We start from the raw sequence: 21,081 nt of genomic DNA, 5'->3' as shown, positions 1-21,081 counted from the left end.
CCTTCGTCACAACAGTTCGCTTAGTCGAACTGCTTTCGTGAAAAGCCGAGAGCTCGAGCATTGTCAGAGACAACATCCTCGACATCCTTCGAAAAGCCCTCGGGGCTCTCGGCTTGAACTTCAAGCATGATACGGAAGGTTGTGCCTTCCGCCCGGTCGAGTTCTGCAATGACGCTTTCGAAGACTTGAGAGACCTTTATGGCACCACGAATGGTGTCCAGTTCAATCATCCCGGAAAAACGCGTCGGTCGCACAGCTTGTCGGGCCTCACTCGGTGCGCCTTCTGTGCCGGACGCGTGAGCCGTTGAAATGCTGGACACCGAAGCCTTGCTAATTTGAACCCGTTTCTTTGCTGCTTCGGCGACCTCTCGCAGAACAATCACCATGTTCTGTCCGAAACGTACCGGCACGGTCCTAGCGAACTGAAGTTCGGTGTATTCGTCATCAGTTCTATCCGCTGCCAGCGCGAACTTGGCGCTAGCTGCATCCATGTCGGCAACGGCGTCAGAAATCGCACTCGCCAAAACGACCTCATCTCTCAGTCGCTCCATGTGAAGGAATTCGAAGTACCAGTCGCGTACCTGGTCGACCGGGAGATCCGACTTCCCTTGTGGCCAAAGCTCCAGCATACGCTGCGTGAAGCTTTGCCGACCGAGTGTCGTTGAGATCACCGCCGCCTCCGACGCCTTTTCCCAGGCGGCATCCGCAGAGGTGCGCTGACCCGAAAGCCGCATAGCAAAATGCTCCAGCCCTATAACGCTCTGATCCGTCGTAGAAAGCGTCGGCACCAGCAGATGCGACCACGCTTTGCGCACGGTATCTTTCGCCGCCCTTTCCGCCTGCGTGTAGCGGTTTTGGGCGTCGGACTTTTGGCTGTCGGTCAGATCGAGGCTGCGGTCGTCGATGATGCTTTGCCATGCCATCATCCGCTTGACTGTGCGACGACCATCCTCAAGCCCGCGATCGTCGGCAGCAAGAAAGACGAGGGCATTGCGATATTTACGCTGGCCTCCAGCACGGCGGTCCAATCCATCCAACGCTTCGGTTTCTGCAGTTGATCCGCCTGCGGGTTGATAAAGATGATTGGGGCCAAGGATTACCAGCCCGGAGGTCGGGCGATCCTCCACCTCCGAGGCCCGGTCTGGCGCGGTATGGACCCGACCCCAGTTGCTTTTTGCTCGTTCGTCAGTCTTGAGGAACTTGATGATCTCAGCATCGGCGGCATCATTGTCCACGTCGAGCTGTCGGTTATCGGCCAGTTTGTTTAGCGTCGCTCGGGGACCGTACCAATAGCGGCCCTCCGTCTCATAAAGGTGCGCTGACCGTTCTGCAATTTCGCGAAGCGCATCACCGAATATGGAAATCTGCTCTCCTGGCTTGACGCAGGCGAGCCTGAGTTCTGGACCAGTGATGCCGCCGCGGGCATCTCCAGCAGGAGCTGTGCTAACAAACACAGCACGCGCAGCGCGCCTGGCAACCTGATCGTTCCGGTAGCGTTGCCTTCGGCTTTCCATCTCAGCCGGCAGCGAAGTGTCGCCATCGACTTCGCCTTCGATAATCGATCCCCATACAGGACCAGGCAGCGGTTCGAGTAGCGCGCCACGAACTGCCGGATCATCCACGCGCAACGAACTCGGCAGGATGAGTGGCTCGTCGCTACGCTCGCGATAGCTGGCAAAGATCGTGCGCGCCAAAAGCGCGAGCACGCCGCGCGTGCGCTGGAATTTTTCTAGCACCCCCCATTCGTTCGACAGCTTGTCGAAGAGCATCGGATGGATGGGATAGGCTTCCATCATCTTGTCGGCGTAGTCGCGCTCGCCTGTGCCTGACGGAAAGTCCGATTTGTGATCGCGATAGAGTTTTACAAAGCGTTCCACCGTGCGCTTTCGCTGCTTCTCGCCCTCCGTATCCAACTCCTGAAACAGGCGGCGCCTAACTACAGAATAGGTCTCTGAACCCTGCGCCGGCTGCCAAGCTGATTGTGTTCGACCGAACAGTTTTTCCAGCGCGCGGAGCGTATCCAGTCCTTTCTCGGTTCCGCCGGCCTCAAGATCGCTTTCCGGCAGCGAACCGACGATAAGAGCATTTGGGATTTGCGCCGCGGCTTCGGTTAGTGATTGCAGGAAAGAGAGGTGCGCGTTGTACCGTTCGCCGGTTAGCTGGCGAACAAACACGACCAACTCGTCGAGCAGGATCAGCGACGGCTTCCCCGTCAGCTTTAGCACTTTCTGAAAGACTTCCGCACCGGGACTTGTACCTGCCTCCTCGGATGGTTTCACAAGCGCCAGACCTTCACGCCCTGCCAACCGCCAGGCCAGATAACCCCATAGGGTCCGAACAGCGTGGCCATCTGCGGTCGCTAGCGGTACGTCCGGCCCTTTGTCACTGCCGCTGAAGACTGCGAGGTTCACTTCCCCAAGATTGGAGGAACCGATCTCGGTAGCGATCGACGACAGGTTGTCAGCACGGCTCAGGTCCTGAAGCCGAGCCATGTGCAGCAGCGACAGAAGTGTGTGGGTCTTGCCACCACCGAAATTAGTTTGCAGTCCGATCGTTGAAGGGCCACCGCCACCTCTGAGACGTTTGGCGGCGTTTTCGAGCGTCATTCGCAAGCCAGCGGTTAAGTAGGTAGCGTTGAAGAATTCGATCGGATCGGCGTAGGTTTCCTCGCCCTCGGCGCGGTCCGCGGCGGCGAGATTGGCCGCGAATTTGTCCTTGTCGAGCCTGCCTGTTAGAACATCTTCGCGCGGGGGTGACACCACACGCCAAGGCTTCAACCCTTCCACCTCGCCTCCGCCGAAGAAGTCCTCCTGCGTTGGTTCTTGGGCCTTTGTGCGATTGGGTGTCAGCGTAAGCGTAGGATGATGTGGTGTTTCTGGTTCGGCTAGTGGGCCTGCCGGCTGAACTTGTCCTGTTGCTATAGCTGGGCTGGCCATCGCCGTCAGTAAGCCCTTCAGCAAAGCTGAAGCTCTGTCAGCTTCGTCTTTCGCACCAACAGCATTGAGCAAATCGGATCCACCCGAAAGCGCGCGGAGCGCCAATTGGTCGTCGATCGCGCCTGAAGAATGCGCGAATTTGTTGCGGCCGGCCAGTGCGGCGGAGGCCGCGTCCCGCACTTCCATTTTGAGTACGTTCTGAAAAACCTCGCGCCAATTGTTGTTGATAGCGTATAGCAGTGCGTAAGCGTCTAAGTCGGCCATAGGAGAAAGAGACGGCGGCATCCTCGCCGTGCGCCGCCAGTTTGCACCAAGCTGGGCCGTTAGGTGCTTCTGCACAAAGGGTAGGCAACCACGCTCAATAAGCGCCAAAAGTTGGGCAATACGATCGCGATTGTTCATGGCTGTTCCTTACGGGAGCGCCGGGAAATCAAATTGAGCTTGAACGGGTGCCGAGCCGATGCCGGCCTCTTCGGCGCGGTCAGCAGCCCGTTCGATTTCTGGCCACGCTGTCTGAAGTTGGTTCCAGGCTAGAGCCTCGTCATTGTCGCCCTTATTCGTGGCGATCTCGAAAAGGCGTTCGGCCACAAGCAAAACGTCTGGCCCAGAGCGCCGGCTCTCGGCGAGGATGCGGCCTGCGTCATCCACCCCACCCTCTTCGGCATGGAACACGCGGGCCATATGCTGTGCCATCTCCCACACGGTAAAGATACCGTCGCGAGACGGGCTCCATTGCGGGTCGGCTTCCTGCATTTCGCCGCGTGTCAGGAGCTTCGCATCACCGCTACGTGAGCGGAACAGGCCAGAACTGTTCATTCGACCCTCAGTGAGGTTGAAACTCATCAATTGACTTATCGCGGCTCCTGCCCCCTTTTCGACGAGTTTGTAGCCATTGATCTCATGCCACTCCAGCGCGAAGCGGGTTTCCGGGTCGAGCGCTTCGGTACCTTCGCTCAGCGCTTCGTCGATCTCGCGATTGATGAGCACCAACGCCCTCGCGACGCTCATCCTGCTATCATCGATCTCGCGCACCCACGCGTATTTTGAGAAAATGCCGATGCCGGGACCGATCGCCGCCTGTCGCCGGTCAGGTAGGGGCACACCAGCCTTCTGGTGATCCTCGATGGCCTGCTTCATAACCGGCTTCAACTCGCGCTGGAAGTCGCGAACGCCAATCACTCTGGCGTCTTCTGGACGCGTGCGACACACAAGAACTACAGATGAGGCGAGGGCATTTGTGCCGGATGCAATCATACGGTTGGAAAGCTCGGTCCGGATCGGCCACGTTCCGTCCACCTGCAAGCCGGAATTGACAACTGCTTGTAAAAAGGCTGCCCAACCCGGGGAGAGAACCCCGTCGTCGCGTACCTCTGATTGTTTGAAAGCATAGTAGATTGCGAGCGGTGCATCGGCGGACGCTTTCCGCATCGCGGCAAGCGCCTCACCCATCCCATCCATGAAGTGCTTCTCCGCTCCTTCCTTGCCGTCGTGGCGATAGGATGTTGCAACGAGCTCCTCGTTCTTGGGCGTGACTAGCCGGCGAAACAGGTCTTTGTGGACGTCCTTCAGGCTACGCCGCAGCCAGACGTAGAAAAAGTCCGAAAGGTCCGCGTAGCCGATATTGTCGTAGTAGGGAGGATCGGTAGAAATAACAGTTGGCCGAACCGGATAGCTGTTCTTTGGAGCGTCGATCGCCCTAGCCAGCCCCCACCCCGATTGAATGGACCTATCAATCACCTTTGCGACCCAATCTGCCGCATCAAGCAGGTTGCCAGAGGATGAGCTAAACGGATTTCCTTCGGCAAAGTCCCACACCATTGGTAACGCCTGGCGGGAGAATGTATTAGCTATTTTGGGAGCAAATCCGGTTGGATTGGGATCCCATCTTGTTAAGCTAGAATGCCTGTCGACCATACGATCGACAATGAAAGCAAGGTACGTCGCCACTGCATCCGCATATGCTGCAGCTCCGGTTCCACCATCGGCAAGCTGCAGATCAGGATCGGGATGATTGGCGAAAGCGTGCGCACCCATAGCATCCGCCAAAACCTTTTCTCGCGTTTCGCCGACCAGATCGGAGAAGGTCGTAAGCGCGGTGAGCTGGCGGGATGTGAAGAGCTTGTCGTAAGTCGTAAGCCCGTAAGCGAAGCACGTTCCTCCCGTGAGGCGCTCGGGGGTTGCTTGTTCCAGTTCTGGTACAATCGGGCGTACGACCTTAGCGGCAAATTCCTCCGCTTCAGTTGGCGTGACGTATACGCGCGAGCGAGTTCCTTCAGCAACAACTGCCATGAGACGAGCACCCATTCGGCCCGCTCTGCCCTCTGCCTTGATGTAGTTCCCCGAAATGGTCGCCCCGCTAAGGAGGCAGACAAAGTTCGATCCTCTGCCGGCCCCTTTCGTACCGCTAGCCGCAATCTGCAATTCGGCCTTCGTCACGTCGGTGGACTTGACAGTGAAGCGCCAGCCATCCTCTGCGTTGGCGTCCTTGACCGGAACAATGATTGTCTCTTCTCCTACCTTCGAGGAAAGTGCGAAGGACGCAGCAAGCGGCACGTGCGCACCTTTCTGCGCGGGATCAGGCGATGCAACCGTGCGCGCCCACAGCCAAGCGATCACCGTCGCCTTCGAGCCATCCAGCAAGGTCGCCCCCGGGTAGAGATGCCCGATCCGCTTCTCCGCTTGATCGCGCATCCATTCGCCGTAACGGCGGACATCCTCGGCAAGTCCCGCTCCGCCCTCCCATTGACGACCGATGAGGCTTCCTTCTTTCTTCGCTTCGGGATGCACCGGCGACAGTCCGGCAAATTTCGGCGGGAACTCAATCAGGGCCTTGGTTACCAGCACCGCGACGGGATTGAGATCCGACCCGTAGGCACGGAGCCCGAGGCGCTGTGCTTCAAGCGGGATTGACCCGCCACCGCAGAAAGGATCATAGACGGGAGGTCCCTTTTCCTGAAGATATTCGATCACCGCCTCAGGGTCAGTGGGCGGCTCCTCGTCCAGACCCCATGCCACCGAACGAGCGATCTCGTAGCGCGCTGCCACGATGGCTCGCTCGAACCGCATCTGGTCCTTTGCATTGGACCTCGGCCATTCGACCATCTCCTCGATGACCTTGTGCAAACGCCGGCGTTCCTTCGCCTGGTCCTCAGCAGTCGGAAATTTTTCCTTCCAGGCAGAAGGATCATCGACGAGTTGTGCAAATATGACTGCTCTGCAAGCTGCTAAAGGCCGTCGCGCCCACCACAAATGCAACGTTGAGGGATGGCCATGACGAACCGACTTCTCGCGGCTTGAAGCGGCGTTGATGGCTTCGAGAGGAAGTGAGTGCTCGATGAGCTTCAGGCGCGAGCGAGCGGTCATTGCCGCGAAAATCCCGAGCATTTCGGAGCGGAAGTTGCCAGGGCGACAATGTCCTTGACCGCATAATGCCTACAGATGTCTTTGAACTCGCCTTCCTCCCACAGATGGCGTGCAGGATCGCACAGGTAGCGCGGCTGACCTGAAAAACCGGCTTCGATCGGCACGTAGACGAGATGGTATCGGTCGCCGGCGTTTCGCGCCTGGAGCATTTCGTTCTTCGTCACAATGATTTCCCGTCCGCCAACGACGCGGCCCTTTACTTCCAGAAACAGCAACTCACCCTCGGCTGTGGCGCTCTCAATGTCCCAACCCCGATTATGCATCGAGACATCGACCGGCGTGCGCCCCGCCACTCGTTCACCGTCCATAACAGCGTTCATCGCGAGAAGCTCGGTTTCTTCCGTCTCTTCCGCAAATCCGTCGTGGAAAACCGTCTCGCCCTTGAGCCTCGCGAGTAGGCCGGCTGGTATGACGAGCGCGCCGCCGCGAATGATCGGAGAAGCTGCGGAAATGTCGCGCTCCTTCTTCAACTCCAAAAGCCGGAGTTCCAGTCGATCGGCCAGTCGTGACGCTCGCTCCTCGGCTTGGGCAAGCGCCAGTCGTTCATCTTTTCCCGTCTTGATGTTGAGTCGATGTTGATCGGCGCGTCGGCTCCAGTAGGCAATTTCCTTTTTGAGGCGGACGCGGACTGCCTCCTCGACTTTGCGGATATAAGCGAGGCGGCGCGTACGGACCTCATCCAGATGTCCGGTAACGAGATGCTGACTGACATATGTTCGCGCTCGCGCCAGAAGGTCTTGCTTTAGCCAGTTCGCCTCCAGCGTTTCTTTGCACAGGTCGTACTCCTCAGCGGTCAGTGGGCGAAGATCGAGATAGGGAGCAGCCCCCTCGTCTCGCGCGCCGCCGTCCTCGCAGAGACTGACGAATTGCAGCCGCTTGGAAATAACGCGAGGCTGGCCGTCGGGTGCGGTCACTGCGTCCTTGATCTCGTGTTCGGCCATGACAAGCAAGCGCGGCTGGCCGTCCTGAGCGGTTTCAGAAACAAGTACAGCGCCCTGCTTCAGTGCCGGTCCGTAGTATTCAATGGTGAGGTCCACCACCGCCTGGAGCAGGGGATGGCCAGGTGCTATCAGGGCGGCATTCGCCTGGCCATAGGCCCCGCTCATATGTGTCTTATCAAAGCAGACGCGGCCATATCGCTCCAACACTGGATCGCCGTGCCCTGTCAGATGATCGCGGCCGCGGATCAGCGCCGGCACGCGAAGGATTTCCCAGCGACCTTCCTCGCGTACAACCATTTCGCCGCCTAGCCGCCTGAAGGCTTCCGCAAAGAACATGCGGACGTAGAACGGCTGTAAGCGGCGAGCGTGCGCCCGCTCCATTTCGAACTTCAGCTCCTGGACGCGTTCGGGATTAAGCGTCTCCTGCGAAAGCTGGGCGCGTTCGGTCAGGGAATTGAGATGCGACTGATCAACCACCCCATCGATGCTCTGGAACAGGCGCGCCCGAATATCTTCGCGGTCGCCGTAGCGCACCGCCTCCATCAGCAAATCCTTCAGGCTCTTGTCTTCGAAGGCTTCACCGAGCACATCATAGACCTTGCCTCCAAGGGCCTTGCGAGCCTCCTCGAGCTTTTCCAGCAGGCGCTGATAGACCGCGCCTTCGCGCGTTTCCCCGGCCACCAAGTTCCACAGGTGGCATACCTCAGTCTGGCCGATCCTGTGGATGCGCCCAAAGCGCTGTTCAAGCCGGTTCGGGTTCCATGGTAGGTCATAGTTGACCATGAGATGTGAGCCGCGTTGAAGGTTGACGCCTTCGCCTGCGGCGTCGTTGGCAATCAGTACACGAACCTTGGGATCATCGTTGAAGCCGGCGACTGCGGCACGACGCTGCTGGCGCGGTACGCCGCCATGAATAACTTTGACGGCCTCAGGGTCGCCAAGGCGAGTGACAATCTTCTCTCGCAAATAGTCGAGCGTATCGCGTGGCTCAGTGAAGAGCAGTATCTTCTTCTGGCGGCCGGTGGCAGGATCATAAATAGGGGGCTGGTCGAGGATCGCCGTCAGTTGGGTCCACTTCGTATCATCTCCCGAGCGACTTAATGCGAACGCCTTCTCTTCAAGAACCTTGAGACTTTCGATTTCTATCTTCAACTCCTCCAGCGTGCGAGCACTGGAGGCCGTGTCGATTGCCTCGTTTTCGAGCGCTTCCACCTCCTCTTCAGGCATTTCCTCTAGATCGTCATCACTCGGAACATCTAGAATGGACGACGGGGAGAACGTCGAACGCGTCCCGCCCCTCAGTTTGAGTTGCTCTTCCTCCAGCCGTTTTTGCATCCTTTCCCGGCGGCGTTTTAGGGAATGCCAAATCGCACGGGGCGACGAGGCCAGACGGCGTTGAAGCGATTGCAGCGCAAAGCCGACATTGTTCCGTTTCTTTTCATCGGAATTGGCGAACCGTTCGGCGCGGTTCATCTCTTCACGTACATAATCGGTGACCGAGGCATAGAGATCGGCTTCGGCAGCGGACAGCGGATAGCTTACCGTATAAGCGCGTCTCTCTGGAAAGAGCGGTCGACCGTCGAACCAATAGAGTTCTTCTTTGATCAGGCGGCGCATGAGGTCGGACGCGTTAGACGTGCGCACGCCTTCCCGGTACGCTCCTTCGAAGCGGTCATTGTCAAGGAGCGTCAGGAAAAGCTGGAAATCGTCATCCTTGCCATTGTGGGGAGTAGCCGTCATCAAAAGGAAATGACGCGAGTTGCGACCAAGCATCCGGCCGAGTTGAAAGCGCTTGGTGTATTTGACCTCGCCCCCGGTATAACTTGCCGACATGCGATGCGCCTCGTCGCAAATCACGAGGTCGAAATCCCGTGAAGCTTCGATCAGTGCTTGCACATCCTCAGACCGCGAGGCCATGTCAAGCCGAACGATCAGCCTGTCCTCGTCATTAAACGGATTGCCGCTGTAGCTTGTACGGAACATCTCGCGGCCAACAATCTTGAAGTCGAGATCGAACTTCTCCTTAAGCTCGTCCTGCCATTGCTCGACTAGCGATCCGGGCGCAACGATCATGCAGCGTTTTAGGTCGCCACGGATCATCAGCTCCTTGATAAACAGGCCGGCCATGATGGTCTTACCCGCGCCGGGATCGTCAGCCAAAAGAAAACGCAGCGGTTGACGCTCCAGCATCTCTCCATAGACGGCAGTGATCTGGTGGGGCAGTGCTTCGATGTTGGCGCTGGTCAGCGCCAGATAGGGATCGAATAAATGGGCAAGAGTGATCCGATGCGCTTCAGCCGCGAGACGAAAATTCTCGGCGTTCCCATCGAAGGAGAATGGCGAGGTCGCAGTCGCCGCTAGGAGCCGGTCTTGGTCGTCGCGAACGAGGATGCGTTGATCGAGGCCCTTACCGGTGCGGTAGGTGACTTCAAGCTGGTGATCGCTCAGCCAATCGACCGAAATTACTTCGGCTGTACCGGCTGGCGAAAGACCATCAATGTGAACACCACGCTTAAGCTCTTCCAGTCGAACCACAATGTCTACGTCCCCCTCATTTGCTATCTGCGGCGCAAAGCCGCTTCGCTATACAATCACGGGTTTTGCGTATGCGATCAACCCGGTTGGTCAATAAGTTGGTTGTCTGGAGAGTACAGCGTGGTTACGGATTGGCGTCACCCCCTAGTCTAATTCGAAGTCAAAGTCGCGGCGACGATGCTCCCACTCCAGATCGGTCATTACCGCGGCTGCAGTCGAATTTAGCTTGAAGGGATCTACCCCGCCGGAACGGCAGTAGCGCACGTTCCCGCAGCTGCATTCCGCCCTGACAGCATATTGTGCCGGGTCGTCTTGCCCAGCATGTCGATTGAATCGTGCGCCATCTTTTCTCGAAAAGGAAGATATTCCTGTTCCGTCAAGAGGCTCTTGACTCCGATGTTCTCATTTCGTTCACTGTCGGCAAATTGGAGACACACCTATGAAGCCAATTACCGCGACCGAGTCTGAGCAGCCCGAGATATATGCCACGTAAAGCGCGAGCGGAACGCCATTCACCGGGCCGTCAGCAAGATGGCAAAGTAAATGCGTGGTCTGTGGCTGTGGTCGCCGCGAAGGTGTTTGACGCGGAGCTTTACACCAGGGTTGACCCACTGCGTCGCCGTCCGCTTCTTCATGGCCTCTAGCGGAGGCCCGGCATGCTCTTGGACACGCTTCCACAGCCGTTCCTTCATGTCGCGTCCGAGGGTGATGAAGGCTGAACCGATATATTTCCCGGTGCCGGGTTCCGCTAAAAGCGCAAATGCCGCCTTGCCCCGCTCGCGCTCGATGCCGAGCAGTTCGAACTCATCGACCGTGAAACTCTTTGTCTTCAGCCAATCATCGCTCGCCAGCAGCCCCGCATGAGAGTGCGCAGAGAGCCCTATGGGCCCACATCGAAACTCCAGACTGCTGATTTTCAGAGATTGTCGACCAGCCGGAAGCTGGCTTCTTATCCTTTACCAAATCTTCACAGCGTTCTCCTGACCATAAGATTTGACACAATGTTTTCGGCATCGTGTGCATGGATACTACGCGATGGCGGCGCCATTTGTCAGTACTAATTTTTTTTCTATTTAATGTAGTCGATTACAAACGTACCGATCAAAGCTCCGTCGAAATATGTTCTGCGATTGTTCTTGCTTCTCCGCTTTTGTTTCTTGTAAAGAAATACTTGACACATCGTGCTATATTGCATTTCGACTTTTGTAGGATTATCTTTACCTTAGCCGGATGAGCCGGCCCCAATCTGGAGATAGATAATCATGCCTTCGTCATCCGAAATTGCTCCCTACTTGCCGTCTCTTCGTCGCTACTCAACGGCGGTTGCCGGCTCGCAAGTGATCGGCGATGCGCTGGTGGTGGCAATGCTTGAGGAGCTTGTCGCGGATTTCAGCATCTTTCCTTCGGCCTCGAGTCCACGCATTGGATTTTATGATTTTATGCTTTGTTCTCCCGTTTCTACGCCTCCGCTATAGATCGCGTGCCGACGTGGAATCTCGCAGGTGGCGGTCAGAGCGGCGACACCGACGTGATGTTTCTTTCGCCGATACGGCGCCAAGCGCTTCTGCTCGTCGCGGCCGAGGGTTTCGACATGGTTGAAGCTGCCGAGGCGCTTGCGATGTCTGAAGAGGAATTCGAGGAGCTCTTGACCTCGGCCTATGCGGACGTCGTGATCCAGATGACTTCCTACGAGAGCGAGATATCGATGTGCTCGCTCGCTAATGCGACCACTGTCGCGGCGGACGGAGTCCCGGACCAGGTTATGGTCCACAGCGAGCTTGCGACTCCAGCATTCGCATAGTGAGGGTCCTGTCGTGCGTAACCCTCCTCTATTCACCCGTCGCATTTTAGAAATTTTCAAACAATGCTTCGAATTTTACGCTCACTGCCGACGCCTTCATCGTTGAGCTCAACGGATAGCAAGGGCCTGTCTAATGCACGAACAATATTAAACGCAATTTTATCTAGATTTATGAAGTATCCTGTTAAATGGTTATCAATATCAAGTTGATCAAATTCTGGATCGCCCAGGACTGGAGGTTCGTTGTCAAGTGAAAATAGAAATCTTAACGGTTCTTGCGTTTCATCATCGACCAATTTTGCTATCATTTTAACGTCATTGTCAAAAATGGCTCTGAATTGTTTGACGCCGTCTCTTGAGCCGATGACTTCACACATTCCGCCCCTCAGTAGTGCCAGCCTCAATACCAGGGCCGCATGCGTCTTCCCCATCACCACTGCGTTTCCCGGCATAAATCCCTGTTTAGTCAGCGCAACCGCCACTGCCACAGCAGCTGCCTCTTGCGCAGTAAATCTGGCGTGGGTGCCCTGACGATCTGAAAGCTGACCTCTTCGCCTCCAGACTCTCTGTAACTCTGTGCTTAAGCCACTTGCGTCTTCGAGCTCGGCCGGACTGAGTGTCGTAGGAGTTATCGTCCACTTTGATAGATCGACTGCAATGTGATCGTACACTTTCCACTCCTTTAAGATTGGGCACAGTTTTCCTCTCGATCGACCGCCTCGACTGGGAACTCATCGATCCGTCAGTTGCCAGGTGTTCGACTGATCGGGACAACGACAGCTAGCGGGTTGAATCTTCGAACAACGCACCGACGTTAACCAAAAAGAAATAAATGGTACTGTGCGCGTTTTGTTCTCTGCTTCCGGTAACCGTTACCGCTATATTGGATTACACGGTAACCAGTACCTGACCATGAGTCAACCAGGTTGCTGGCCGCTGGACAGTAAACCCTTGGACGTTTCCGACGTCGGTGAAGTGAGAGTATCATGAGCTTGTCAGCCTCTATCGCGCCGCATCTGCCCCGCCTTCGGCGCTTCGCATCAATCCTCTCGGGCTCGCAGGAGAGCGGTGACGCACAGATTTGCGCTCTGCTGGAGGCGATCATTGCGGACGTTAGTATCTTCCCACCAGCATCGAGCGCTCGCGTGGCGCTTTATAACGTTTTCACAAAATTCATGTCCTCAGCGACAGTAAAGATGCGCGATTGGGACCCGAACCCGGTTGATGGGCTCCCCCACTTCGACATCATGCGTACGCCGCTCGTTCACCGCCAAGCGCTCCTTCTCGTTGAGTTCGAGGGCTTCAGTGTCGTGGAGGCGGCCGAGGTGCTCGCCGTGTCGGAGAGGCAGCTTGCTGAGTTGTTGACACAAGCCAAGGAGGACATCTTTGGTTCTGCGGCCAATTCCACGCATATCAATCACGACGGCACAGACAATCCGCGCACGGTTATTACTGCGCTCGAAGCCACGGCAATGGCTTAGTCCGGAGCCGCAACGTGGAATCAGTTGTTCGATCGTTTCGGAACAGGCCTCCAGCTAGCCAAGCCAGCGATGACGCTTGGCGTGCTCCCTCGGAGAGCATAGCCACGCGCGATATTTCTTTCCGAAGCAAGGGCTCTGCGCGTGGTTCGATGGTCGGACCGGATCGACGCGTACTCAATTTCGAGAGCCATCTTGAGCGCAAGGCGGCTTCGGTCCTAGTCGCTCGCCCAGACATCGTACACCTCTGGGATCAACCGCCGGCGGTCAACTACAAAGACTACGACGGCTCGTGGCGGCGGCACACTTTCGACTTTCTTGCTACACGGCGGTGTGGAACTAAGTTTGCAATCGCGGTCAAGCCAACTGAACTCGTCAAGCTGAGGAATTTCGACGCACAGCTGCGACTTATTGCGCAACAAGTGCCGCCATCCTACGCGGCAGGCGTCATACTCGTGACCGAGAAGATGATCTCGGATGACGACTTCTCGAATTCGCTCTTGCTTCGCAGCGTGCTCCTGGACACCGACTTCGAAGCTTACGAGTTGCTGACGTTGATCGTCGGGTCTCTGAACGGCGCCACGACAGTAGCGCATCTCGGAAGAACCTTGAGGCGCAACAACGGCGGATTCCGCGCTGTGGTGAGACTGATATCCGAAGGCGTTTTGGTCAAAGTAGGCCCGGGTCTGCTCTCGCCGAAGACCCTGGTGCGCGCGGCAGAGCGGGCTGCAGCATGACGACGCCTGATCAAATTCCTCGTTGGTCCTTCGAGGCTACCGATCGAATTACGATCGGCGGCACTGCCTATAGATCGTCCGAGATAACTACTGATGGCCATGTCCTGCAACGGGTGGACCAGCCTGATCTATACGAGGAGTTCTCGCATGCCGAAGTTTTGGCGCTCCACTCTTCTGGCAGATTGAATACCGACCGAAACCATTTTTCGAAGGGTAGAACTCATGCGCGCCTGTCGACCAAACTGGAATTCTTGTCGGGCCTGAGTCCCAAGCGGAAGGCCAAGTTCCTTTTCAAGCAGAATCTCGTAATGCGATTCCTGCGCGGATACGCGGAAGGTCGTTTCCGTCGGTCGCCGCAAGGTTACGCTGACGCCATAGAAGTGATGGAAACGGAGCTCTACAACGAACACGCAGAGAGTGAAGTCACCATCCGCCGACGCGAGAGCGCGCTCCGTAAACAAGATCGCAGGGTGACAGCCGAAATTAGAAAGCATCATTCCCGGGCATCATTCCCTCGATGGGACAATCCCGATCGCTCGGTCAATCCCAGCGGGCGCTTGGATCCTACGCCAAGGTTCCCAACCCTAGGAAATGGGCTGGCAATGCCAAGTCCCCGCGCTCTTGCCGGTTGGGTCAACAAATTTGAGGCAGCTGGATGTGATCCCGCGGCGCTTTGGGATTCATATGGGAACTGTGGCAGTACGCCGAAATTGTCGCCGCAGATTCTGCGATTGGTCGATGAAGCGGCCTTGGCGTTCCCTGATGAGCGGCGTCCGTCCATGACCGCCGTTTACAAACAATTCAAAGGGCTCCTCGCAAAGGCCAACGCCGAAATCTTAAAGCGCGGCGAAGAGCCGTTGCGCTGCCCGTCGCCCAAGACGTTCGCCAAGAAGGTTAAACAGACTCCCGCCTTTGCTCGCGCGCTGGCCCGAAACGGACGCGTCGCCGCAAGCAGACAATTTGCCATGGCCTCGAAAGGGGTTCGGGTGCTCAAGCCCATGGAGCGCATTGAGATCGACGAATGGGAGATCCATCTCCAAGCGCTGGAATGGAATTCTGACCTGCTGGCCCACCTCTCCGACGAAGATATCCGCGAAATCAAGCGCGTGAGAATCCATGTCGCTGTGGCAATGGATGTGGCGACGCGTTTTGTCCTCGGCGTCAGCTTTGCGGAAACGGCCAGCGTACCAAATGTGATGGCGGCGTTGAAGATGGCCGCGTCGGATAGGAGCAAAATTGCATCAGCTGTTGGCGCGGTGACGCCCTGGGGTCCATTTGGTGGACTGCTCGGCGGGGTTCACACCGACATGGGTTCCTCATTCGGAGAAATCTTCAGAGTGGCCGTCACCGACCTGCAGGGGGACCATGTTGCAGGACCCGCCGCAAGAAGCGAAATTCGCGGCCATATCGAGCGACTTTTTCGAACCCTTCACGAGACCTTCCTGGTGAACTTCACCGGAAGGACATTCAGCAACCCGGTAGCGAAAGGCGACTACGCCTCAGGGAAGCGAGCATCCCTGACAGTAAACGAACTTTACGTATTGTTGGTTCGCCATATCTTGGATGTATATCACAACACGCCCCATCGAGGATTGCACGGTCAGACTCCATACAATGCCTGGATCGGCGCAGTGGAACAGTTCGAACTGCCGCCGCCGCCCGATCAGCGTGCCTTGAGGGCCATCTTCGGGCTGGAGTTCGACCGTGTCACAACTCCAGAAGGCATTCATTTTCAAAACCTGAAGTACAATTCGGAGAAATTCCAAAAGCACAGGCAGCTCCATGGCGACGGTCATGTCCGGATTCGTGTCGACTGCGACAATATCCATGAAATCTCCGTCCTTCTCGGCAGGGAGTGGCATCCGCTCAGAACCCATCAATCACTTGAGGGTATCTCCATCGCAGTGTGGGTTTCAGTGCGAAACGAGCTTGCTCGCCGCTTTGGTGAAGAGGCGAGGATAGCTGAGCCGACCGTGCTTCAAGCTATCAGCGACATCAAGGCTGCTGGCGATGCCGCAGCCGTTCGCGCTAGGCTCGGAGCGACCCATCCGTCAGCTCAGGACATTGAGCGCGACCAGCGCAAGCTGTTCATCGGCTTCGACATGGGGGCCCCGCAAATCGAAGCGCCCGGTCTCGCCCAAGATAGCTTCGACGTTTTGATCCCATTCACCGGCGAAGTGGCGGAGCCGCTGTCCGCAACGCAATCCGAGCAGGCTGGTAGAACCGCCGGTCAGCAGCCGGTGGTAGACCCTTTTAGAAACTCCCCCATCAAGGACCGCGGTCATATGGGGCCTGCACCGGCCATCGCGGACGACTCGGCAGTTTGGAAGATTGAGGAAGAACCGTGATGGAAGAAGTGGGAATCGAGGCGGAAAAGGACTCCCTGTTTTCGCTTGAAGCGAGCTTAGGGCCGCTTGCTTGGGACCGCATCAAACATGCCGAAGCGAACGCGAAATTTTACGTGCCCACAGAGCGAGACGACCAGCTCAAGAACGGAATTGGACGGCTTCTCGATGGAGTGGTCACCCGAGCGGACAGGAATGTGCCCCTGACTCGCTCCAACAGGAAGGAAGGCCGAGCCCTGCTCGTCGCTGGTCAATCGGGCGCCGGCAAGTCGAGGGCGCTTTCAAGATTGTTGACGGCCCATGAAGCTTTACGGCCGACCGACGATCCGATCGCTCCCCGGCGGCCACTCATATCGATCAAGGCCCCCGAAACATTTACCCCGCGAGCCTTTTACATCCGCATGCTGCACGCCATGGGCTACCCTCTGGTGAATTCTCCGGTCACCGAGTTGCTGATCGAACGCGTGCGGAAACACGCGCAGCGTCTTCAAGTTCTCGTCTTGCACATTGACGATTCGAGCAACTCACTTGTCGGTCACAGCCCTGGGGCTAGGGATAGAGCCGTCGAGCGGGTAGCCACCACTTTGCGAGGTCTGATGGTCGATGCCGAAAATCCGCTTTCGGTGATCGTCTCGGGATTGCCATCCATATTGGATCTGGTGCGGGTGGAAGAGCAGTTCGGCCGCCGGGCCGAGATCGTCCATTTCAATCCGCTCCAGGCTAGTGATGCCGACCGCCTTCGTCAGATTGTGGCAAAAAGGGCAGAGACGTTTGGCCTCGCAGATAAAGAGATGTCTGCCGACTTCGCGCTGCGCTTGCTTCATGCAGGTAACTACCAGCTTGGCACCGTGATGGAGATCACTTCACAGGCAATCGGATCCGCGCTGGAGAAGGGGCAGAATGAAGATCGCTCTGGTGGACTGAGCGCCGCGGATTTCGCTGACGTCTATTTCCGTAGGACTGCGTGCTCCTCCCAGCTGAATGTCTTTACGGCGGCTGACTGGAGCAGAATTGATACATCGCAGATCGTGCCCCGCTGGATCGAAGAACGGCCGATTGCCAACAGTAAGCGCAAAGGGGGTGCCAGGTGAGCCTGTTCGCTCGGGTATCTCTGCAGCCTGACGAACTTTCTCAGGCAAGTTTCGTCTCGCGCCTCGCCGCCGTGAATGGATGCCAGACCGCCATTCAATTCTGTAAGGAATTGGGACTGAGTGCCACCAGCGTCAGGCATGGGGACGCTGACGCCTTGTCTGCTTTGGCAGGGTATTCAGGAGCCGATGCGTCGACCCTTGCGCGAAATGCTTTAACGCTCATTGGGCCCCGGGCATATTCGCTCCGTGGATGCGACGTCCACGCGCGGATGCTGAGGATGGACAAATTCGGCGTTTGTCCGGCCTGCGTAAGAAGCGACGTGTCGTCGGGCCTAAACAGCGACCGCTACAGTGCAGTTTACCTCCGGGTGCCATGGCACTTTCGTGCTATCCGATGTTGCCGTGTTCACCACCTTCGTTTGATTGAGCTTTCGACCAGGAGCGTTCGCAGCGAAAAGAGAGAATTTGCGGCGATTGCGTGGGATGCAGCCATCGACCTTGTCGACAATGTCACAGAAGACAAGTATCAGGCGCCCAACCTTTTCGAGCAGTACGTCGCCAACAGATTAGACGGAATCTCAACCGGTTCCTGGCTGGATGGCATGCGGCTCTCGGCAGTCGTTCGATTGTGCGAGGTTCTTGGTGCCACGGAGGTGTTAGGGACGAACAGCATCCCACGCGGGCTAACCGACGAACAGTGGGCCAAATCTGCACAAGCGGGTTTCGACATACTCGGCGAAGGACCCGTGGGCCTAACACAACTGCTCGAAAGGCGGCTGGCCGCGAACTCTCGTCCGAAAGGGACGGTGGGCATCATGACTTTGTTGGGCGGGACCATCACAGACATTTTGAGTCATCGAGATAATCGAACGGCGGATTTTACAGCGTTTCGGGAAGAACTGAGGAAATTCGCCAGCTCTCAACTCGCTCGCGCCGCGGCAGGTTATCTGCAACCGACGCCACCGCGGCGGCAATCCGTCGCTGAAGTCGTTGCCCATTCTGGAGCATCCTGGAATGCGATACGGAGGTCCTTAGTTCAACTGAACGTCTTGGACGACGTCGAGGCAAGCAAGAGCGATGCAGAAATTTGCATGGAAGTCGGTTCGATGCGAGCTGCCGTCAAGAAAGCAACTCGGCCGCTAACCGTAGGAAAGGTGATGGCCTTGCTAGGCCTCACTCGCAATGAACTCGACATGGTTGCCGCGAAAGGTCTCTTAGGGGAGGCTTTGATAACCGGGAAATTGGATCGCAATTTCTCGGCGCAGGCTGTTCACCACGTGCTGGACGTCCTAGAGGGGATACCGGTCAGCACCGTTCCTGAAATGGGGAGCCTGCAGATCAAGCCCGCTGCAAAGGAAATTGGCAGCACCTTTGCGGAGATCGTCCGACTTCTGATGGATCGATCCGTCGCCAGCGCCAGACGTGCCGGAACGGCAAACGGCTTTTCCTCGATTTTCGTTGCTCCTTCGGAGATAAGATCGCTTCTGTTCGGATCCAGTTCACCCGGCGTTGCGGTTAGGCAAACAAGAAAGGTGCTGCAAACGACCACGGAAGTGGTGAAGGCTCTAATTGCCACCGGCTATCTGAAGACCCCGCCCAATGAGAACTCGAGAAGTGGCGTTAAAATACAGATACCACAAGACAGCTTGAACGAATTCAAAGCAGAGATGATTTCACTGTATGCGCTCTCAATAGTTCGCGACCAACCCATGAAGAGAGTCGCTAGGGCACTTCACGGGCAAGGGATAATGCCCGCAATCACGAATGAAGAGTGCGGCGCCACATTCTATAGAAGATCCGAAGTCTGCTAGGCGGTGCGGGAATTGAAGTGCTCGTTCGCCAACGTAGTGCTCCCGCCAGATATGTCACGACGACGCGCGAGATGGATTTTCATCGATCATGCCTTCCTCTCTGAAGAAGTTTGCCTTCCTCGAACGAAGTACGGGACGTCAAGTTCGCTATGGCCCCGGGGAGGTCTACCGAAGGCACGGAAACGGCTATCCGGCTATCGACCACCGGCGAGCTGTTGAGGGCCCTAGTGTGGCGCGACTTCCACAACAGGTCTAGGATCAAAAGCCAATCACTCTGAACGACCGAGTTCGGACCCTTGTCGGACATTTGACGCCGACAGCCGACACGTCGCAAGTTGACCCGTTCGGGTCCTTCAGTGGTTGGAGGTCAAGGGCAGCTATGTCAGCTTTTGTTGCCGTTCGCCGATCGGGTTGAGTTGTGCCCTCCGTGTTGAGGCGAGTCGCCGGACAACAACTTCGTTCCCCCTTGCCTCTCGTTGAAGCCAGCCCTCGTTCCGATCGCTCGTCCAGAGTCTCAAATCGTGCTGCCACCAGAACGGCAAACTTTTATCATAGTCCCACACAGCTGCTAAGCGCCGAAGCCTGATGTGGAGATAGCAAATCCCTTTCCGGAGCGCCCAATATATCATGACAAATCGGCCTTTCCGGCCGGGCGGCAGGGTGGCCAGAGGCCGCAGCTATCCTCCCCATCGGTTGTACTCTTCCGCCGCTAGAATCTAAAGTCTGCGAGCCCAGCGTAGAGCAAACGGAGACGCGACAACCCGCGACCAAGTTGCAAGGGGCCATCGCTTGCTGAAATCTCTCACCGCTGCGCCGAATTGTGATACACTCACTGACAGCCAAGGCCGACATATCTGCTGATGTGAGCCTGGGAACTCATCTGATCTCAACACACTGTAATAGCGGAGGTAGGCCGTGAACATTACCACTATTATACGACTACCGGCTGCCTTGCTGTTTCGTGATGCAGAGTGGTTCCGCTCTTGCTACTGATCTCTTAGCGTGTGCTCAATTAGAGATAAGTGCCGATGTTTGCGGGCCCAGGACGGGAGGCATATGTGAAAAACAATAGGACGGATACCTGAGTTCGCAGTCGCGTTCGTATAAGGTTCAACAACAATTCTCCCCATGAAAGCCCGAATGATCTTGATTCTAGTGGGAGCGCAATTCGCGGATGTACGAGAACGAGTGACGGCGGCACGGTTAGGTATGAACTAAGAGGGCGCGCGGTTAGTACCTGCAAGTGACGCTATGGGAGGGTTTTGTGGGCCAAGGTGTCTTCAACAGGCTACTTTATTTCGGAGCATTCGCGACTGACGGCGAAGGGGGGTTATGGACCAGTGATGGTACGCCCCCCGGGACTGTCCCAATCTTACGAGACATAGGCGAAGCCTTCGCGTTGACCGAACTCCGTGGCAAACTTATCTTTATCTCAGGCGTAGGAAATCACAGAGAACTGTGGAGGAGCGATGGGACCGCTGCCGGAACTGTTGAAGTTCCAGTAACGCACGCCAGTGAAATTGGCGTTGCGAAACAGACACGTGAGGTGGGATTTGAGGAATTTGGGGGGAATCTCTACTTTCGTGGTTGCAACTCGTCGGACGTTGTTGGCTTCTGGAAAACTGACGGTACCAGCGCTGGGACGGTTGAAATCGTTATTAGGGACGCCCACGTGTCAGGCGCGTGGCCTTGGTATTTTACTAAATTCGGTCAGAAGTTCTTCTTCAGTGGGTTCGATGAAGATCGAAAATCCCAACTTTGGGAGAGCGATGGTACGCCCTTGGGAACCATTCAAGTCGTCCCTGTTAGGAGAGCGAGCAACGCGAGTGGACTTACTCCGGCGTTCCTTACGCCTCTTAACGGAAAGTTGTTGTTTCAGGGTAAGCGCTATTTTCGCTGCACCTTGACGCGGGCGCTTTCGACGGATGGCCTTCGAATTGGGAACGGTATCTGGTCTGATCAGACTGCTGTTGCTTTGGCGAA

At 56.7% G+C, this 21,081-nt stretch carries 12 protein-coding genes and 1 pseudogene; 9 read left to right on the top strand and 4 right to left on the bottom strand.

From position 1 onward, the window contains the following. Positions 1 to 20: 20 nt before the first annotated feature. The 3 genes from NKI08_RS30490 to NKI08_RS30480 are packed head-to-tail and all read right to left on the bottom strand — an operon-like array spanning position 21 to position 9,835. Positions 21 to 3,338, bottom strand: coding sequence for a DUF499 family protein (locus NKI08_RS30490; RefSeq protein WP_352774711.1), 3,318 nt, complete (start codon positions 3,336 to 3,338; stop codon positions 21 to 23). Positions 3,339 to 3,347: 9 nt separating this feature from the next. Further along, positions 3,348 to 6,299: a DUF1156 domain-containing protein gene (locus tag NKI08_RS30485; RefSeq protein WP_352774709.1), complete on the bottom strand. Its 2,952-nt coding sequence runs from the start codon at positions 6,297 to 6,299 to the stop codon at positions 3,348 to 3,350. After that, a complete protein-coding gene (locus NKI08_RS30480) occupies positions 6,296 to 9,835 on the bottom strand; it encodes a helicase-related protein (protein ID WP_352774707.1) in 3,540 nt (1,179 codons plus the stop codon). Before NKI08_RS30480 ends, NKI08_RS30485 begins: the two co-directional genes overlap by 4 nt. Before the next feature lie 1,262 nt (positions 9,836 to 11,097). Here NKI08_RS30480 and NKI08_RS34780 point away from each other — a divergent pair. After that, on the top strand, positions 11,098 to 11,310 hold the full coding sequence (locus tag NKI08_RS34780; RefSeq protein WP_502899682.1) for a hypothetical protein: 213 nt from the start codon (positions 11,098 to 11,100) through the stop codon (positions 11,308 to 11,310). Beyond that, positions 11,280 to 11,636, top strand: coding sequence for a hypothetical protein (locus NKI08_RS30475; RefSeq protein WP_352774705.1), 357 nt, complete (start codon positions 11,280 to 11,282; stop codon positions 11,634 to 11,636). The genes NKI08_RS34780 and NKI08_RS30475 overlap by 31 nt, the downstream gene beginning before the upstream one ends. Positions 11,637 to 11,692: 56 nt before the next feature. Here NKI08_RS30475 and NKI08_RS30470 read toward each other — a convergent pair whose 3' ends face one another. Next, entirely contained in the window at positions 11,693 to 12,307 is a 615-nt protein-coding gene (locus tag NKI08_RS30470; RefSeq protein ID WP_352774703.1) for a hypothetical protein, read from the bottom strand. Positions 12,308 to 12,622: 315 nt separating this feature from the next. Between NKI08_RS30470 and NKI08_RS34775 the strand changes: the two are divergent. The 7 genes and pseudogenes from NKI08_RS34775 to NKI08_RS30440 all read left to right on the top strand — a co-directional run. Further along, positions 12,623 to 12,803, top strand: a pseudogene (locus NKI08_RS34775) (response regulator); the annotation flags it as partial. Between the two features lie 8 nt (positions 12,804 to 12,811). Further along, positions 12,812 to 13,117, top strand: a complete 306-nt coding sequence (locus tag NKI08_RS34770) for a hypothetical protein (RefSeq protein WP_502899685.1) — start codon at positions 12,812 to 12,814, stop codon at positions 13,115 to 13,117. A 149-nt stretch (positions 13,118 to 13,266) separates the two neighbouring features. Then, positions 13,267 to 13,851: a hypothetical protein gene (locus NKI08_RS30460; protein WP_352774700.1), complete on the top strand. Its 585-nt coding sequence runs from the start codon at positions 13,267 to 13,269 to the stop codon at positions 13,849 to 13,851. Then, positions 13,848 to 16,199, top strand: a complete 2,352-nt coding sequence (locus NKI08_RS30455; RefSeq protein ID WP_352774698.1) for a TnsB C-terminal domain-containing protein — start codon at positions 13,848 to 13,850, stop codon at positions 16,197 to 16,199. Before NKI08_RS30460 ends, NKI08_RS30455 begins: the two co-directional genes overlap by 4 nt. After that, positions 16,199 to 17,287: an ATP-binding protein gene (locus tag NKI08_RS30450; protein ID WP_352774697.1), complete on the top strand. Its 1,089-nt coding sequence runs from the start codon at positions 16,199 to 16,201 to the stop codon at positions 17,285 to 17,287. Before NKI08_RS30455 ends, NKI08_RS30450 begins: the two co-directional genes overlap by 1 nt. After that, positions 17,284 to 19,098 carry a TniQ family protein gene (locus NKI08_RS30445; protein ID WP_352774695.1) on the top strand — a complete coding sequence of 605 codons (1,815 nt, stop codon included), beginning with the start codon at positions 17,284 to 17,286 and terminating at the stop codon, positions 19,096 to 19,098. The genes NKI08_RS30450 and NKI08_RS30445 overlap by 4 nt, the downstream gene beginning before the upstream one ends. A 1,399-nt stretch (positions 19,099 to 20,497) precedes the next feature. Next, the coding region (locus NKI08_RS30440) for a hypothetical protein (RefSeq protein WP_352774694.1) at positions 20,498 to 21,081 on the top strand (584 nt) is incomplete at its 3' end.

The organism is Mesorhizobium sp. M0768, from assembly GCF_040320195.1.
In the GTDB taxonomy this organism is placed as follows: domain Bacteria; phylum Pseudomonadota; class Alphaproteobacteria; order Rhizobiales; family Rhizobiaceae; genus Mesorhizobium.
This window is presented reverse-complemented; position numbering and strand designations above follow the sequence as displayed.

Bases quoted from the DNA above. Each gene is read 5' to 3' on its own strand.
- NKI08_RS30490 (WP_352774711.1), bottom strand. From the start codon at position 3,338: ATGAACAATCGCGATCGTATTGCCCAACTTTTGGCGCTTATTGAGCGT.
- NKI08_RS30485 (WP_352774709.1), bottom strand. From the start codon at position 6,299: ATGACCGCTCGCTCGCGCCTGAAGCTCATCGAGCACTCACTTCCTCTC.
- NKI08_RS34780 (WP_502899682.1), top strand. From the start codon at position 11,098: ATGCCTTCGTCATCCGAAATTGCTCCCTACTTGCCGTCTCTTCGTCGC.
- NKI08_RS34770 (WP_502899685.1), top strand. From the start codon at position 12,812: ATGTCCTCAGCGACAGTAAAGATGCGCGATTGGGACCCGAACCCGGTT.
- NKI08_RS30460 (WP_352774700.1), top strand. From the start codon at position 13,267: ATGGTCGGACCGGATCGACGCGTACTCAATTTCGAGAGCCATCTTGAG.
- NKI08_RS30455 (WP_352774698.1), top strand. From the start codon at position 13,848: ATGACGACGCCTGATCAAATTCCTCGTTGGTCCTTCGAGGCTACCGAT.
- NKI08_RS30450 (WP_352774697.1), top strand. From the start codon at position 16,199: ATGGAAGAAGTGGGAATCGAGGCGGAAAAGGACTCCCTGTTTTCGCTT.